The organism is Cellulosimicrobium sp. G4 BAM 1002 (genome assembly GCF_057126935.1).
This window is the reverse complement of the sequence record NZ_CP182109.1, coordinates 985,705-1,001,341: the sequence shown is the minus strand read 5'-3', so window position 1 is coordinate 1,001,341 and position 15,637 is coordinate 985,705. Positions and strand designations below refer to the sequence as shown.

The 15,637-nt window shown below is 71.3% G+C and carries 14 protein-coding genes and 1 pseudogene; 10 read left to right on the top strand and 5 right to left on the bottom strand.

Features of this window, described 5'->3' with window-relative positions:
• Genes ACMXGY_RS04640 through ACMXGY_RS04625 form a run of 4 tightly spaced genes read right to left on the bottom strand, consistent with a single transcriptional unit; the run spans position 1 to position 4,639 of the window.
• Positions 1–1,128, bottom strand: coding sequence for a cupin domain-containing protein (locus ACMXGY_RS04640; protein WP_483775715.1), 1,128 nt, complete (start codon positions 1,126–1,128; stop codon positions 1–3).
• Positions 1,125–2,507 carry an MFS transporter gene (locus ACMXGY_RS04635; protein ID WP_483775714.1) on the bottom strand — a complete coding sequence of 461 codons (1,383 nt, stop codon included), beginning with the start codon at positions 2,505–2,507 and terminating at the stop codon, positions 1,125–1,127. Before ACMXGY_RS04635 ends, ACMXGY_RS04640 begins: the two co-directional genes overlap by 4 nt.
• On the bottom strand, positions 2,507–3,391 hold the full coding sequence (locus ACMXGY_RS04630; RefSeq protein WP_483775713.1) for a fumarylacetoacetate hydrolase family protein: 885 nt from the start codon (positions 3,389–3,391) through the stop codon (positions 2,507–2,509). The genes ACMXGY_RS04635 and ACMXGY_RS04630 overlap by 1 nt, the downstream gene beginning before the upstream one ends.
• 21 nt (positions 3,392–3,412) lie before the next feature.
• A complete protein-coding gene (locus ACMXGY_RS04625) occupies positions 3,413–4,639 on the bottom strand; it encodes an FAD-dependent monooxygenase (RefSeq protein WP_483775712.1) in 1,227 nt (408 codons plus the stop codon).
• Between the two features lie 49 nt (positions 4,640–4,688).
• Here ACMXGY_RS04625 and ACMXGY_RS04620 point away from each other — a divergent pair, with 49 nt between their 5' ends.
• Positions 4,689–5,480, top strand: a complete 792-nt coding sequence (locus ACMXGY_RS04620; RefSeq protein WP_483775711.1) for an IclR family transcriptional regulator — start codon at positions 4,689–4,691, stop codon at positions 5,478–5,480.
• Positions 5,481–5,496: 16 nt separating this feature from the next.
• Here ACMXGY_RS04620 and ACMXGY_RS04615 read toward each other — a convergent pair whose 3' ends face one another.
• A complete protein-coding gene (locus ACMXGY_RS04615; protein ID WP_483775710.1) occupies positions 5,497–6,477 on the bottom strand; it encodes a LysR family transcriptional regulator in 981 nt (326 codons plus the stop codon).
• A gap of 47 nt (positions 6,478–6,524) precedes the next feature.
• Here ACMXGY_RS04615 and ACMXGY_RS04610 point away from each other — a divergent pair.
• From ACMXGY_RS04610 to ACMXGY_RS04570, 9 genes and pseudogenes are all read left to right on the top strand, one after another.
• Positions 6,525–7,259: pseudogene (locus ACMXGY_RS04610) on the top strand (SDR family NAD(P)-dependent oxidoreductase); the annotation flags it as partial.
• Positions 7,260–7,541: 282 nt separating this feature from the next.
• On the top strand, positions 7,542–8,570 hold the full coding sequence (locus ACMXGY_RS04605; RefSeq protein WP_483776784.1) for a VOC family protein: 1,029 nt from the start codon (positions 7,542–7,544) through the stop codon (positions 8,568–8,570).
• Positions 8,571–8,578: 8 nt separating this feature from the next.
• Positions 8,579–9,751, top strand: a complete 1,173-nt coding sequence (locus tag ACMXGY_RS04600; protein WP_483775709.1) for an alpha/beta hydrolase family protein — start codon at positions 8,579–8,581, stop codon at positions 9,749–9,751.
• Complete coding sequence (locus ACMXGY_RS04595) at positions 9,748–10,770, top strand: cyclase family protein (RefSeq protein ID WP_483775708.1); 1,023 nt, start codon at positions 9,748–9,750, stop codon at positions 10,768–10,770. The genes ACMXGY_RS04600 and ACMXGY_RS04595 overlap by 4 nt, the downstream gene beginning before the upstream one ends.
• Positions 10,771–10,813: 43 nt before the next feature.
• The gene (locus tag ACMXGY_RS04590) at positions 10,814–11,953 is read left to right on the top strand and encodes an FAD-dependent monooxygenase (protein ID WP_483775707.1); all 1,140 of its coding nucleotides are present in this window, start codon (positions 10,814–10,816) and stop codon (positions 11,951–11,953) included.
• Complete coding sequence (locus ACMXGY_RS04585; protein WP_483775706.1) at positions 11,950–12,975, top strand: fumarylacetoacetate hydrolase family protein; 1,026 nt, start codon at positions 11,950–11,952, stop codon at positions 12,973–12,975. Before ACMXGY_RS04590 ends, ACMXGY_RS04585 begins: the two co-directional genes overlap by 4 nt.
• On the top strand, positions 12,972–13,718 hold the full coding sequence (locus ACMXGY_RS04580) for a CoA transferase subunit A (protein ID WP_483775705.1): 747 nt from the start codon (positions 12,972–12,974) through the stop codon (positions 13,716–13,718). Before ACMXGY_RS04585 ends, ACMXGY_RS04580 begins: the two co-directional genes overlap by 4 nt.
• A gap of 1 nt (position 13,719) precedes the next feature.
• Positions 13,720–14,391, top strand: coding sequence for a CoA transferase subunit B (locus ACMXGY_RS04575; protein WP_483775704.1), 672 nt, complete (start codon positions 13,720–13,722; stop codon positions 14,389–14,391).
• On the top strand, positions 14,388–15,581 hold the full coding sequence (locus ACMXGY_RS04570; RefSeq protein WP_483775703.1) for an acetyl-CoA C-acyltransferase: 1,194 nt from the start codon (positions 14,388–14,390) through the stop codon (positions 15,579–15,581). The genes ACMXGY_RS04575 and ACMXGY_RS04570 overlap by 4 nt, the downstream gene beginning before the upstream one ends.
• Positions 15,582–15,637 lie beyond the last annotated feature (56 nt).

Below are 15,637 nucleotides of genomic sequence, written 5' to 3'. Positions count from 1 at the left end.
TCAGCCTCGGCTGCCCGGCAGCAGGCGGCCCGACTCGGTGAGATGGGTCCGCTGGAACTGCAGCCGCTCGACGATGGGTGCGTCAGAGAACCGGAAGAGGTCGAACTCCTCGCGCGCCTTGAGCGACCACTCGGCCCACGAGGGCACGACGAACAGATCGCCCTTGTGCAGCTCGCGCTCCTCCCCGTCGAGCACGACCGCCCCCGAGCCCTCGAAGACCTGCCAGACGGACGAACCGACCTCGCGACGGGCGGCCGAACGGGCACCGGGCCGCAGGCGGTGGAACTCGCAGCGCATCGTCGGCAGGACATCGCCCCCCGTGGTGGGGTTGGTGTACTTGATCGCCGCGTGCCCCTGCTCGACCGTGGCGGGGTGGCCCTCGTCCTCGAGTGCGAGCTGCTCGCGCAGCGCGGCGTCGGTGTGCTCCCACCGGTAGGCGGCGATCGGCGTGGAGACCTGCGGGCCCGGGGAGGATAGGGGCGTGAGCCCCGGGTGGGCCCAGAGCCGCTCGGAACGCGAGAACGGCGGGGATGCCTCGTCGGTGACGCGCTCCGAGCCGTACTCGAAGAAGCCGAAGTCGACGTCGTGGACGAAGGGGACGTCGAGGCCGTCGATCCACGCCATGGGCTGGTCGGTGTCGTTGTGGTGCCCGTGGAAGTTCCACCCCGGCGTCAGCAGCAGGTCTCCTCGGCTCATGCGGACGGGGTCCCCGTTGACGACGGTCCAGACGCCCTCCCCCTCCACGACGAACCGGAACGCGTTCTGTGCGTGTCGATGCTCGGGCGCGGTCTCGAACGGTCCCAGCCACTGGATGGCGCACCACAACGTGGGGGTGGCGTACGCGGTGGGGGCGAGTCCCGGGTTGGCCAGCCCGATGGCGCGGCGCTCACCGCCACGCCCGACCGGCACGAGATCGCCGGCTCGGCGGGCGATGTCGACCAGCTCGCTCCACCGCCACACGAACGGCACCGCCGCCGGCTTGGGGACCATCGGCATGAGGTCGTTGGTCTGGGTCCACAGCGGCGCCATGCTGTTGCGCTCGAAGTCCGCATACAGACGGTCGAGCTCGGGGCCTGGTTCGGGCTGGCCGTCGTGGGCCTCGGGAAGAGTCTCGGACTGCGTGCTCATGGCTGACCTCCTGAAGTAGTCGACGTCACGGTCCCGACGGCCTGTCCCGTCGGAGCGGGGCTGGCCACGGTGGTGTCAGGGGTGGCAAGCGGAACGCGGCGCAGCAGTGCGATCGCGGCTGCGCCCACGAGCATGGGGATGACGAACAGGTAGTAGAGCTGGCCCGGGTCCCAGCCGGTGTCGAGCAGACGACCGGCGACGATCGGCGACACGATCGCACCGACCCGGCCGAGCCCGATGATCAGCCCGACCCCGGTCGCCCGGGTGGCGGCGTCGTAGGACATCGGCCCGACGGAGAACATGCCGGCCATCGCGGCGCTGGTCATCGCCCCGAGCGCGGCGGCAAGAGCGAAGGCCACGGCGAGCGATCCCATCGACGACGCATAGCCGGCGAAGGCTGCGCCGGCGAGGACGAAGGCCGCTACCAGCGTCGGCCGGACACCGAGGCGTGATGCGACAGGGCCGAAGATCAGCGACCCGGCGATACCGCCCAGGCTGAACATGACCCCTGCCTGGACCCCGTCTGCCGGCAGGAAGCCGTTCAGGACGATCAGCTGCGGCGTCCACGAGTTCGCGAAGTAGAAGCCCGCCATGAGCATGAAGAAGGCGAGACCCAGGGCCAGCGTGACCAGGCCGGCCCGGCCCATCAGGACGGCGCTCCAGCGTGCCCTCGTCGTACGGGCCTCCGCCGGTGCGGGCAGCTCTGTCACGGGTGGGTGGCCGATGCGAGCGAGGATCGCGTTGAGGCGTTCGAGGGCTCGGGGAGGTCGACGACTGGTGAGGTAGTCGATCGACTCGGGCAGCACACGACAGACCACGAGCATCAGCACCCCGGTCGCCACGGCGCCGAAGGCGAAGACCGAGCGCCAGCCGAGGGTGGCGAGCAGGACGCCGGCGAGGATGCCCCCCAGGGTCCCGCCGATCGGCTGGCCGGCCGTGTAGAAGCTGATCGCCGTGGGCCGGTGGCGTGCGGAGGCGTACTCCGAGACGAGCACGTTGAGGCACGCCTGCAGCGTGCCGATCGCGAGTCCGGTCAGTACGCGCACGGCCAGGAGCATCTCGTAGCCGGTGGCGGCCGCAGACAGAGCCATCCCCAGGGTGATCACGGCGCCGCACGCCAGGACGGTGGTGCGACGTCCGATCACGTCGGCGACCTGGGAGACCAGGGCCGAGCCGATCGCCATGCCCAGCAGCGCGCTGCTCAGCAGCACGCCCAGCTGCCCTCCCGAGAGCTGCCACTCGTCCGCGATGGCCGAGCTGCTGAAGGCCAGGGCCAGCACGTCGAAGCCGTCGAGCATGTTCATCGCGACGCACAGAGCGACGACCGCATACTGCGTCCGGCTCATCGGCGCGGACTGCACGCGTTGCGTGAGGCTCATCAGCGGCCCTCCCCCGCCAGTGAGCCGATCCGCCCCTGGGGGCGGGCGTCGTACGCGACGGCGTGCCGAGCCGTCACGCCGACCTCGAGCGAACCGACCGAGTCGATCTCCACCCGAACGCGATCGCCGTCGGCGAGCGGGCCGACGCCCGCCGGCGTCCCCGTCAGGACGACGTCTCCGGGCTCCAGGGTCATCACCGACGAGGCGTAGGAGATGAGCTGCGGCACCGAGAAGAGCAGCTCGGCCGTGCTCGTCCTCTGCCGCAGCTCACCGGAGACCCAGCACCGCAGGGCGAGGTCGTCGGGGTCGGATATCTCGTCGGCGGTCACGAGCCAGGGGCCGAGCGGCGTGAAGGTGTCGAACGACTTGCGGGTGGAACGGTCCTCGGTCGAGCGAAGGCTGATGTCGAGCCCGCACGTGTACGCGAAGACGTGGTCCAGGGCGTCGTCCGTCGAGACGTGCCGGGCCGTGCGTCCGATGACCAGGGCGAGCTCCCCCTCCTGGTCGGTGCGCTTGTCGTGATACGGCAGCTGGACGTCCTGGCCCGGCCCGACGACCGACGTCCCGGCCTTGAGGAAGACGCCGTAGTCCGCGATGGACTTCTGCTCGGCCATCTCCACCTTGTGGTCGAGGTAGTTGACCGGCGCAGCCACGATCTTGCGGGGCCGGCGCAGCGGCGCAGACAGACGCCCGAGATCCAGAGAGGCGAGAGGGAACGCCCTCAGGTCGAGGGCCGCGAGCTCGTCCACCCCGCGCCCGGCCTCCAGGAATGCTCCCCATGGTCCGGCGAGCCCCTGCTGCGGGCCGACGACGTCGCTGACGTCCACGGCGTCGTCGCCGATGATGATGACCGGGATGGTGTTGTCCAGCACTGCGAGTCTCATGGTGATCTCCGTCGATCGGGCTCAGGCGAGCGTCAGGGGTCGGGTCGGTGCGAGGCGCTCGGCGGCGGTGCCCGCATAGAGCCAGTCGGTGTACTCGCTGAGGTCGTCCGCGTGCTCGAGCAGGGCGTTGCGCAGCACCCGGGCCGCGCCGTCGGCATGACAGACCTCGCCGAAGAACCGGGCGCGCCGCTGGACCTCGGCGGTCCGCGGGATCCTCGCCTGCGTGAAGCGCTCGAGGACCTGTGGCCAGTCGGTGGCACCGAGCGTCTGCTCGGCCAGGAGCTCCTCGATCGTGCGGGCGTCCTCCAGCGCCTGGCAGCAGCCCTGCGCCAGGTACTGCAGCATCGGGTGCGCGGCATCGCCGGTCAGCACGATTCGACCTGCCCCCCATCGGTCCGCGGGCTCGCGGTCGAACAGGGGCCAGCGACGCTGGCGCCCCACGTGGGACACGGCCTCGCGCACGCGCGGATCGCACGCGGAGAAGACCTCTTCCAGCTCCTCGGGCGTGCCGTAGTCGGGCTCGCCACGGTCGAAGCCCGGCGAGCGGAACGTCGCGACGACGTTGAGAACGCTGCCGCCCCTGAGCCGGTACTGGACCACGTGTGCCCCGGGCGCGACCCAGCACACCACGTCGTCGAGCGCACGGGCGTCGGGTACGTCTTCGACGGGCACGGTTCCCCGGTAGGCGACGAAGCCCGAGGGGACCACCTCGTCGCCGACGATGTCCTGCCGCAGCACGGAGTGCAGACCGTCCGCGCCGAAGGTCACGTCCGCGCCGAAGGTCCGGCCGTCGTCGGTGCGCGCCAGCGTGCCCCCCTCGTCCTGGGTGACCTCGGCGATACGCGTCGAGGTCTCCAGGTCCACCCCGGCGTCCTGACAGGCACGCAGCAGGATGGCGTGCAGGTCGGTGCGGTGGATGACCACGTACGGCGAGGCGTACCGGTCTCGGAAGCTGCCCGTGAGGTCGAGGGCCGCGAGCTCGTCGCCGGTGATCGCGTCCCGCAGGACGAGACGGCGGGGCTCGACGCCGACCGCGCGGACCTCGTCGAGCAAGCCCCAGTCGGCAAGGATGCGGGTGGCGTTCGGGCCGAGCTGCAACCCCGCGCCGATCTCGCCGAAGGCGGGCGCCTGCTCGACCACGGTGACCGCCTGGCCGCTGCGTCTGAGGGCGAGGGCGGCGGCGAGGCCTCCGATGCCTCCGCCGACCACCAGGGACGTCTCTGTCGGGACCACCACGTCGTGAACCATGCCGGGGACCGTAAGCGTGACCGTGACGTGTGCGCGAGAATGTTCCGCTGTGAGGAATCTTCGAACCCACCCGCCGCTGCCGGAGCGCCCGTCGACCGCCGTGGAGTCCCTGGACCGTGGCTTGCGGCTGCTCCAGCTCTTGCGGGACTACGGCGCGCTGCGCGTCGCGGACGCCGCCCAGCAGCTCGGCGTCTCGCGGTCCAGCGCTCACCGTCTGCTGCAGACCCTGGTGTTCCGCGGCTTCGCCGTGCAGAACGAGGCTCACGTCTACCTACCGGGGCCCTCCATGGACGCGGGGCCGGCGCGCCTGGAGTGGACGCGCGACTTCCGGCGGCTGTGCCAGCCCCATCTCGAGGTTCTGTCGCGGCGCAGTCGAGAGTCGGCGAACCTCATGATCCGCGTGGGCACGAACGTCCGCTTCCTCGTCACGGTCCGGGCCCGAACCGTCGAGGCGACACACGACCGTGACGGCGTCGTCATGCCCGCGCACGAGGCATCGGGGGGCAAGGCGCTCCTGGCCGAGCTCACCGACGACCAGATCCGAGAGATCTACACGGCGGGGCCTGCAGCAACCCTCACCGAGGCCGCCATGGCGAAGCTGCTCGGCGACGCGAAGAGGGCCCGTGCTCACGGTTACGCCGTCAACGTCGAAGAGACGGAACGTGGGGTCGCAGCGGTCGGGACGGCCGTCCACGACCGTTGGGGTACACCCGTGGGCGCCGTGACCCTCTCCACCCGGGCGGACCGGTTCGCGGAACGGCTGCCGTCGACGTTGCTGCCGCTGCTGCTGGACTCGCGCGCACAGATCGAGCGAGACCTCGCCGACGTGGAGCTGACCTGACGTCTGTGCAGTCTCGCTAGGGGTGGTCCAGCGTGCGCGCCGCGCGCCGAAGCACGTCGCGCAAGAACTCGTGCTCGGGGTCGTTCGTGTTGACCGGGTGCCACCACATGGCCTCGACGAGGGACCCCAGGTCGACAGGCGAGGCCACGGTGCGCACACCGGCCTCTGGGGAGAGCCGGCGCGCGAGCCGCTCCTGGAGCACCGCGATCCGGCCGCTCCCCGCGACGAGGGCAGGCACGGTGAGGAAGTGCTCGGTGACCACCTCGACCCGCGGCTCGACGCCGGCCATCCGCAGACGACGGGCAGCGGGTGTCGACGCCGTCGGGCTGTGGAACGTCATCACCCACGGGAGCTCGGTGAGCTGATCGCGAGTCAGCTCGTCGCCCACGTCGGTGTTCGACGCGGCGACCACGCACACCCACCGGTCGTCGTGGAGGTCGCTGTGCGGGAGGTCGATCACGAACCCGTGCGGCAGGAGGATGAGGTCGACGCCGACGAGGGCGTGCTCCGCGTCGTCGATGATGCTCGGCGTGTTCGCGGAGAAGTGCACCCTCATGCCCGGAGCCTCCCGCTCGAGCAGCGCGGTGAGCGGCGCTCCGAGGATCGCGACGCTGTAGTCGCTCGCGACGATCGTGAGCTGCCGTGTCGAGGAGGCCGGGTCGAAGACCGGCTCGGCGGCGAACACCCGCTCGACGCCCGCGAGCACCGTGCGTGTCCGTTCCCGGAGCTGCTGCGCGAGCGGCGTGAGGACGTACTCGTTCCCGCGTCGGCTCAGCAACGGGTCGTCGAAGTGCCGCCGGAGCCGCGCCAGAGAGGCGGAGAGCGCGGGCTGGCTGAGTCCCATCTGCGCTGCGGCCCGGGTCACGCTGCGGTTCTGGAGCAGCGCGTCCAGCGCGACGAGGAGGTTGAGGTCGAGGTTCGTCAGTCGCGTCGAGGACACGGGATGGCGCGACGACGGGTTCGACCGATCCGCATCCATGCGGTCGATGGGCACCATAGGCACATCATGCCTTCCCCCCGGCGCTCGGACCGGACAGTGTCGGGATGAGCCTCGACGACGGAGCCGTCACCGACCTCGGTGCCGGCCCGGACCCCGACCCTGTCTTCTCCCCCGCGCCGAGCGCGCGCCCCGATTTCGGTGACCTGGGCGGACGGGTCGTCGTCGTCACCGGCGCAGGCCGAGGGCAAGGGGCGGCCGAGGCACGCCTCCTGTCCCGACGCGGCGCGCACGTGGTCGCCGTCGACGTCACGGACCGGCCCGAGGAGGACCTGGGCGGCGCCGCGTTCCACCGCCTGGACGTGACCGACGCCGCCGCGTGGGCCGCGCTGGCCATGGACCTCCGCGAGACGCACGGGCGCGTCGACGGGCTGGTCAACAACGCCGCGGTCACCTGGCGCGCCCGGCTCGAAGACCTGGACCCCGTCGACCTGGAGCGGGTCCACCGGGTCAACGTCGTCGGTCCCCTGCTGGGCATCCAGCACTGCGTGCCCCTCATGGGCGCGGGCGGGTCGATCGTCAACGTCGGTTCGGTCGTCGCGCTCACGGCGCACGTCCCCCTCGCCTACACGACGAGCAAGTGGGCGCTCCGCGGCCTGACGAAGGTCGCCTGCCTCGAGCTCGGCACACGCGGGATCCGCGTGAACGCCGTCCACCCCGGCTACGTCGAGACCCCGATGACCGCCGCCGCACCTGCGTCGTTCCGCGCCGCCAACGTCGCGGAGACGCCACTGGGCCGCACCGGCACCGTCGACGAGGTCGCCCACGTCGTCGCCTTCCTGGTGAGCGACGCCGCCTCGTTCGTCACCGGCGCGGAGATCCCCGTCGACGGAGGCCTGACGGCGCACGGCGGCGTGCGGTCGATCGCAGACGCCCTTCCGGCGCCCGGTACGCAGTCTCCTTGGTCGTATCGATCGCGTCGATACCGCACATCGACAACATCGTCTTCCCTGATGAGTCACGGGGACCCAGAGTGGTGCCAGGCCGCGCGGCGTAGCGCAACTCCTCAGGTGCGACGAGCGCCGCGCGGACCGGTGATGACCGACCCGAGAGGACGACGTTCGATGACGAGCACGCACCTGGCACACCTGGCCCACCTGGAGATCGCCTCCCCCGACGTGGACGCGACCGCAGCCTTCTTCGAGAAGCAGTTCGGGCTGCGGCCCGTCGCCCGCGACGACGACGGGACCACCTACCTCCGGTGCTGGGGCGACTACTACCCCTACAGCCTCATCGTCTCCCCCGGTGCCGAGCCCGCGCTGGTGAACATGGCCTGGCGGACGACGAGCGCCGACGCGCTCGAGGAGGCCGGCGCCCTCGTGCTGGCGAAGGGCGTCGAGGGTACCTGGCACGACAAGCGACAGGGCCACGGACGGTCGTTCCAGTTCACCGGCCCGTTCGGCCACACGATGGAGCTGTACTGGGACGTGCCGCAGCACTCGGCGCCCGCCGAGCTCGCGTCCGTGTTCCCGGACCGCCCCGAGCGCCGCAGCTCGCACGCCGCCGCCCCGCGGTTCCTCGACCATGTGACGATCGCCGCGAGCGACGTCAAGGGCTTCGCCGCCTGGTACAGCGAGGTCCTCGGCTTCCGCGTGATGGCGTTCACCGAGCTCGACCACGCGGAGATCACGGTCTTCAGCGTGCTCACGACCAACGAGAAGTCGCACGACCTCGGCGTCGTGCTCGACTCCTCGGACCGTGGCGGTCGCGTGAACCACATCGCGTTCTGGACCGACTCCGTCCAGGAGCTTCTCGTCGCCGCCGACGTGCTCATGGAGAACGGCGCCCACATCGAGTACGGGCCGTCCATCCACGGCATCGGAGAGCAGTCCTTCCTGTATTTCCGCGAGCCCGGCGGCATGCGCATCGAGCTGAACACCGGCGGCTACCGCAACTACGTCCCCGACTGGCAGGCCAACACCTGGCGGCCCTCGCTCGGCTCGAACAGCATCTACCGCAACTCCGCGATGCCGATGTCGATGACGGAGTGCTTCCCGCCCGACCCGGGCAAGCCCTCGGCCACCGAGGAGGGCGTGCTGCCCGGGACCGAGGACGCGCTCGTCAACCCCTACGCCCGCCACGGCCAGGGCTGAGGCGCCTCGTGTTCCAGTACTTTCCCGGAAACTACGTCTGGAACCTCTCCGTGAACCTCGCCCTCCAGATGGGCGGCCAGATCGGCGAGATCGACACCATCTGTCGGCCCCTGCTCGAGGCTGCCACACGCGGCGAGGACGCGGGCACCGTCGAGCTCAAGGCCGCGTGGGAAGCCAAGGGCGACACGCTCGTCGAGCTCGCTGACGAGGACGAGGCCGCCGGGCACCTCCTGTCCGCCGGTGAGAAGCTCTCGCGCGCCGCGACCTACTTCCTCACCGCGGAGCGGATGCAGGCCGCCAACCACGCACCGCGCGCCGCGTTGTACGCCAAGTTCCGCGACACGTTCGACCGCGGCGCGCACCTGGCGCGCGAGAACGCCGAGCGGGTGGAGATCGCCTACGCAGGTACGCACCTCGCGGGCATCCTCACCCACGCGCTGGGTCCGGACGGAACCAGGCTCCAGGGGCCGAGTCCGCTGCTCGTGCAGGTGAACGGCCTCGACAGCACCAAGGAGATGCTCTACCGCACGGGGCCGGCCGCGAAGCTCGCCGCCCGCGGCATCTCCAGCCTGTGCCTGGACCAACCGGGAACCGGGGAGGCGCTGCGCCTGCAGGGACTGCACGCCATCGCGGAGGCCGAGAAGTGGGCGTCCGTGGTCTACGAGGCAGTGGCGGGCCGTGACGACGTGGACGCCGAACGGGTCGGTCTCCTGGGTGTCTCCCTGGGCGGCTACTACGCACCCCGAGCGGTCGCGTTCGAGCCGCGCTTCGCCCTCGGCGTCGCCTGGGGTGCCAACCACGACTGGCGCGCGGTCCAGAAGGCACGGCGTGCCCGTGAGGGCGAACGACCCGTCCCCCACTACTGGGAGCACGTCCAGTGGGTGTGGGGCGCGAAGGACCTCGACGAGTTCTTCCAGATCGCGGAGAACGTCCACCTCGACGGCGTCCTCGACCGGGTCCAGGTGCCGTTCCTCGTCACCCACGGCGAGCACGACCGGCAGATCCCGCTCGAGTACGCCCACCGCACCTACGACCAGCTCACGTCGTCGCCGGACCGCGAGCTCGTCGTCTTCACCGACCGCACCGGGGGCACCGCGCACTCGAGCGTGGACAACGGGTCGGTCGCGACGGACGTCATCGCCGACTGGGTCGCCGACCGGCTCGGCGGGAGGACACGATGAGCACCGCCCGGGAGGTGGGCGGCACGGTCACGACCCACAAGCCTCCGACGATCGACCGGTCCGACCCCGCGGGCGCGGTCGCCGCAACCGCGGCCCGCTGCTCGAACTGGGGCCGGTGGGGCGAGGACGACGTCAAGGGGACGCTCAACCTCGTGACGGACGAGCACCGCCGTCGTGCCGCTGCCCTCGTGCGGCGGGGGGCGAGCTTCTCGCTGGCGCAGCGCTTCGACATGGACGGGCCGCAGAAGGGCTGGCGCCGGCGCACCAACCCGGTCCACACGATGCTCGACACGGGGGTCGAGGCGGAGCTCGGCGACCAGGGTCTCCCGCACGGCATCGGCGGCGCCGACGACGTCGTGGCCATGCCGCTGCAGTGCTCCACCCAGTGGGACGGGCTCGGGCACATCTTCGACCACGGCCGCGCTTGGAACGGCCGTCGCGCGAGCGAGGTGGTCACCTCGGCGGGCGACTCCGTCACCGGCATGGAGACCGTCGCGGCAGACTTCGCCGGGCGCGGGGTCCTGCTCGACGTCGGGCGGCACCTGGGCTCAGCGGCCGGCGGTGAGCTGCCGGACGGCTTCGCGATCCTGCCCGAACACCTCGACGCCACGATCGCCGTGCAGGGCTCGACGTCCCAGGTCGGTCCCGGCGACTTCCTGGTCGTCCGAACCGGGCACTACGGACGGACCCGCCGCGAAGGGTGGGGCGCGTACGCGGGCGGGCCTGCCCCGGGGCTGTCCTTCACGACCATCGACTGGCTCCGGGAGCGCGACGTGGCAGCCGTGGCCACGGACACCTGGGGCGTCGAGGTCAGGCCCAACGAGTTCGAGGACGCGTTCCAGCCGTTCCACCAGGTTGTCATCCCCCATCTCGGCCTGTTCCTCGGCGAGATGTGGGCGCTCGAGGAGCTCGGCGCAGACTGCTCCGACGACGAGATCTACGAGTTCCTGCTCGTCGCACCACCCCTGCCGATCACCGGTGCCGTCGGTTCGCCCCTGAACCCCGTCGCCCTGAAGTGAACCGCTGATCCTCTCCATCGAACCACCCGGAAGTGAGGCAACGATGCCTGCAGTACGTTCCGTCCTGATCGTCGGCGGTGGCGCCGCCGGCACGGCAACGGCCATCCTGCTCGCCCGAGAGGGTGTGGCCGTCGAGCTCGTCGAGGAGCGCCCCGACGTGCCCGACGTCGGGTCCGGCATCACCCTGCAGGGCAACGCCCTACGGATCCTGCGAGAGCTGGGCGTGTGGGACGACGTCCTTTCGGCCGGCTACCCCTTCGACTCCCTCGGCATCCGCCTGCCCGACCCCGCGGCGACCCTCGTGGCCGAGATCCCCGACGTGCGCACCGGCGGGCCCGACCTCCCGGCCACCCTCGGGATGCCCCGACCTGTCCTGGCACGCGTCCTGCTGGACCGCGCCGCGGAGGCCGGGGTCAAGATCCGGTACGGCACCGTCCCGACGACCCTCAGCCAGGACGCCTCGGGAGTCGACGCCGCGTTCGCCGACGGATCGAGCGGACGATACGACCTCGTCGTCGGCGCCGACGGCATCCACTCGTGGACTCGACGTGAGCTCGGCATCGACGTCGAACCGACCAGCGCCGGGATGGGGATCTGGCGCGTGCACGTGCCTCGCCCGGCCGCGGTCGAGCGCACCGACCTCACCTACGGCGGGCGGTGCTACATCGCCGGCTACTGCCCCACCGGTGCGGACACGATGTACGCCTACCTCGTCGAGGACGTGCAGGACCGGTCGGGACTGAACCACGCCGACCAGATCGACGTCTTCCGCGATCTCGCGTCGTCGTACCACGGCGCCTGGGACGAGATCCGGGACAGCCTCTCTCCGGACACCTTCATCAACTACGCGCGCTTCGAGCACCACGTCGTACCGGGGGCCTGGCACCGCGGGCGCGTGGTCCTCGTCGGCGATGCCGCACACTCCTGCCCGCCGACGATCGCCCAGGGCGCCGCGCAGGGGTTCGAGGATGCGCTCGTCCTCGCGGAGCTCCTCGTCGCCGCGGACGCCTTCGACGAGTCGCTCCTCTCGTCCTACGCGGACCGGCGCCGGCCTCGCGCCTCGACGGTCGTCGAGGCGTCGGTCCAGGTCGCTCGGTGGATGCTCGACCACACCCCGCCGATCGAGGCCGACGTCCCTGGCCTCATGCGACGCATCTCGACTCTCGTCACGGATCCGGCATGAGGTTCGCACGGTACGAGCTTGCGGGCGCGGAGCATCACGCGCTCGTCGTCGGAGCGCCGGGCGAGGAACGGCTGCACGATCTGCGGCCGGGGACCACGGTGCTCGACGTCGCGGGAGCGGGCCTGCCCGCCGCCGTCGAGGCGGCGTCGTGGGCACGCGCCAGCTCCGCGCTCGTGCCGATCGCCGACGTCCGTCTCCTCCCGCCGCTGCAGCCACCGTCGGTACGGGACTTCGTCGCGTTCGAGGAGCATGTCGAGGGAGTCGTGCGCAGCGTGTCCGACGACGGTGCCGTCCCCGCTGCCTGGTACGACGCGCCGACGTTCTACTTCACCAACCCGCACTCGATGGTCGGTGCCCACGACGACGTCCCCGTACCGCCCGGTTCCACACGGCTCGACTTCGAGCTCGAGGTCGCCGTCGTGGTGTCACACGCGGGAACGAACCTCTCCCCGCGTGCGGCGCGCGACCACATCTTCGGGTACACGGTGTTCAACGACTGGTCCGCTCGAGACCTCCAGGGCCGCGAGATGCAGGTCAATCTCGGACCCGCCAAGGGCAAGGACTCCGCCAGCACGCTCGGGCCGTGGATCGTCACGGCCGACGAGCTCGAGGACTACCGGGACGCCGACGGGTACCTCGCCCTCGGACTCGACGCGACGATCGGAGGGCGAGCGGTCGGCCGCGACCTGCTGTCGAACGCCGCCTGGACCTTCGAAGAGATGATCGCGTACGCCTCTCGCGGGACCTGGGTCCAGCCTGGCGACGTCCTGGCGTCGGGGACGTGCGGCAACGGGGGATGCCTCGCCGAGCTCTGGGGCCGGACCGGCGTCCAGGATCCGCCGCCGCTCGTGCCCGGCGACGTCGTCAGGCTCGAGGTCGAAGGGATCGGCGCCGTCGAGAACCAGATCGTTCCCGGACCCTCCCTCAGCGACCTTCCTCTCGTACCGCCCGCACGCCCCCGAGACCGACGGCGCGACCGAGCATCGGACACCGCGACCCACGCGCCGCAGGAGGTGCGATGACCACGCTCGAGCGTGACGCACACCAGGCCCTCGCTGGTGTGCTCCGAGACGGCATGACCATCGCCGTCGGCGGGTTCGGCCTCTGCGGAGTGCCCTACGACCTCATCGATGCCGTCCGTGCCTCCGGCGTCCGCGACCTCACCATCGTCTCCAACAACATGGGAGTGGACGGCCTGGGCCTCGGGGTGCTGCTGGAGAACGACCAGGTCAGCCGGGTCCTCGCCTCGTACGTGGGCGAGAACAAGCTGTTCGCCCGCCGCTTCCTCGCCGGCGAGCTCGACGTCGAGCTGGTCCCACAGGGCTCCCTCGCAGAGCGCCTCCGGGCGGGAGGTGCAGGCATCCCCGCCTTCTACACTCCCACGGGCGTCGGCACAGCCGTCGCCGACGGCAAGCCGACCGCCGAGTTCGACGGCCGCACGTACATCCTCGAACGCGCGATCCGTGCCGACCTCGCGCTCGTCCATGCACACACGGCGGACGCGGCCGGCAACCTGCGATACCGGCTCACAGCGCGGAACTTCAACCCGGTCGTCGCGACGGCCGCGCCTTTCACGGCAGCATCCGTCGAGCACCTTCTCGATCCGACGGTCGAGGGCTACCTCGACCCGGACGACGTCGTGACGCCCGGCGTGTTCGTGAACGCCGTCGTGACGACCACCCACGACAGACCGATCGAGAAGCGCACCGTACGCGAACGCACGCCCCGGAGCGCTGCCGTCCCCACACTCCACGGAGGTGCCTGACGTGCCCTGGACCCGTGACCAGATGGCCGCCCGAGCCGCGCACGAGCTTCGTGACGGCGACTACGTCAACCTCGGGATCGGCATCCCCACGCTCGTCGCCGGCCACGTGCCGAGTGACGTCCGCGTGACCTTGCAGAGCGAGAACGGACTCCTCGGCATCGGCCCGTTCCCGTTCGACGGGGACGAGGACCCCGACCTCGTCAACGCCGGCAAGCAGACGGTCACCACGCAGCCCGGCGCGAGCTGCTTCGACTCCGTCACGTCCTTCACCATGATCCGCGGTGGGCACATCGCCGTGGCGATCCTGGGCGCGCTCCAGGTCTCGGCGTCCGGCGACCTCGCCAACTGGCAGATCCCCGGGTCCATGGTCAAGGGCATGGGAGGGGCGATGGACCTCGTCGTCGGTGCGCGCCGCGTCGTCGTCCTCATGGACCACCTCACCCGAGACGGCGCACCCAAGATCGTCGAGGAGTGCGACCTGCCGTTGACGGCCCAGGGCGTCGTCGACCGCATCATCACCGACCGTGCCGTGCTCGACGTCTCGCCGCGCGGGCTGATCCTGCGCGAGCTCGCGCCCGGCGTCACCGTCGACGACCTGCGGACGTCGACGGAACCAGCGTTCCTCGTCGACCGCGACCTCACGCGTCTCGCTGCCGCGGCCGTACGCACATGAGCGATCCCAGGGCGCACGAGATCGTCATCGTCGGCGCGGCACGCACCCCACAAGGGCGCCTGCGAGGCGAGCTCGCACCCGTACCCGCCACGGAGCTCGGCGCGATCGCTCTCCGCGGCGCACTCGCCCAGGCCGACGTCAACCCCCGTGTCGTGGACGGCGTCGCGATGGGGCAGGTCCTCCAGGCCGGCGTCGGTCAGAACCCCGCCCGTCAGGTGGCGCTGCGCGCCGGTCTCGGCTGGGAGGCCCGTGCGGTCACGGTCAACACGGTGTGCCTCTCGGGCCTCACCGCGATCATCGAAGCGGCCCGGTGGCTGCGGCTCGGCGAGGCAGAGGTCGTCGTCGCAGGCGGGATGGAGTCCATGACCCGGGCTCCTCATCTCCTCCCCGGATCTCGGGCGGGATTCACCTTCGGCGATGTCGGGCTCCTCGACCACGCACGTCACGACGGCCTCACCGACGCGTTCGACGGAGTATCCATGGGCGAGCTGACAGAGCGCAGCATCGCCGGCCAGCCGATCGGCCGAGTCCTCCAAGACGCCCTCGCGGTGCGTTCTCACCGCCGAGCGGCACGGGCGCGCGCGGACGGCACCCTGCGCGCCGAGATCGTCCCGGTCCACGTCCCGCACCGCCGTGGCGAGCTCCTCCTCACGGACGACGAAGGCGTTCGTCCGGAGTCCACGGGCGACACGCTGGCGCGTCTCGCGCCGGCGTTCGAGCCCGACGGCACCATCACCGCCGGGAACGCCTCTCCCCTGTCCGACGGCGCAGCAGCGGTCGTCCTCACGACCCGAGCTCGCGCCGGGGCGGAGGCATGGCCCGTGCTCGCCTCGCTCCGTGCGCACGTCGAAGTAGCGGGACCGGACAACACGCTCCTCGAACAGCCCGCCCGCGCGCTCACGATCGCGCTCAAGGCCGAAGGCTGGACCACCGACCAGCTCACCACGATCGAGATCAACGAGGCCTTCGCCGCCGTCGTCGCCGCATCGGCGCTGGCCCTCGGCATCGACCCAGCCGATCCGCGGCTCAACACCGACGGCGGCGGACTCTCCCTCGGACACCCGCTCGGAGCGAGTGGCGCTCGACTCGTCGTCCACGCGGCGCACACCCTGCGCCGAACGGGAGGGCGGGCGGGCGTCGCGCTCTGCGGCGGTGGCGGCCAGGGCGCCGCTCTGCTCCTTGAAGGCTGACCCTCTGCTCAGACGAACCCACCTGGCAGCGACCTTGTCGCTCCCCACGACCGCCG

What these genes read in the sequence shown, in the direction of transcription:
- ACMXGY_RS04625 (WP_483775712.1), bottom strand. Translation starts at nt 4,639, where the DNA reads ATGGTTCACGACGTGGTGGTCCCGACAGAGACGTCCCTGGTGGTCGGC.
- ACMXGY_RS04635 (WP_483775714.1), bottom strand. Translation starts at nt 2,507, where the DNA reads ATGAGCCTCACGCAACGCGTGCAGTCCGCGCCGATGAGCCGGACGCAG.
- ACMXGY_RS04630 (WP_483775713.1), bottom strand. Translation starts at nt 3,391, where the DNA reads ATGAGACTCGCAGTGCTGGACAACACCATCCCGGTCATCATCATCGGC.
- ACMXGY_RS04590 (WP_483775707.1), top strand. Translation starts at nt 10,814, where the DNA reads ATGCCTGCAGTACGTTCCGTCCTGATCGTCGGCGGTGGCGCCGCCGGC.
- ACMXGY_RS04640 (WP_483775715.1), bottom strand. Translation starts at nt 1,128, where the DNA reads ATGAGCACGCAGTCCGAGACTCTTCCCGAGGCCCACGACGGCCAGCCC.
- ACMXGY_RS04605 (WP_483776784.1), top strand. Translation starts at nt 7,542, where the DNA reads ATGACGAGCACGCACCTGGCACACCTGGCCCACCTGGAGATCGCCTCC.
- ACMXGY_RS04595 (WP_483775708.1), top strand. Translation starts at nt 9,748, where the DNA reads ATGAGCACCGCCCGGGAGGTGGGCGGCACGGTCACGACCCACAAGCCT.
- ACMXGY_RS04585 (WP_483775706.1), top strand. Translation starts at nt 11,950, where the DNA reads ATGAGGTTCGCACGGTACGAGCTTGCGGGCGCGGAGCATCACGCGCTC.
- ACMXGY_RS04570 (WP_483775703.1), top strand. Translation starts at nt 14,388, where the DNA reads ATGAGCGATCCCAGGGCGCACGAGATCGTCATCGTCGGCGCGGCACGC.
- ACMXGY_RS04580 (WP_483775705.1), top strand. Translation starts at nt 12,972, where the DNA reads ATGACCACGCTCGAGCGTGACGCACACCAGGCCCTCGCTGGTGTGCTC.
- ACMXGY_RS04615 (WP_483775710.1), bottom strand. Translation starts at nt 6,477, where the DNA reads ATGGTGCCCATCGACCGCATGGATGCGGATCGGTCGAACCCGTCGTCG.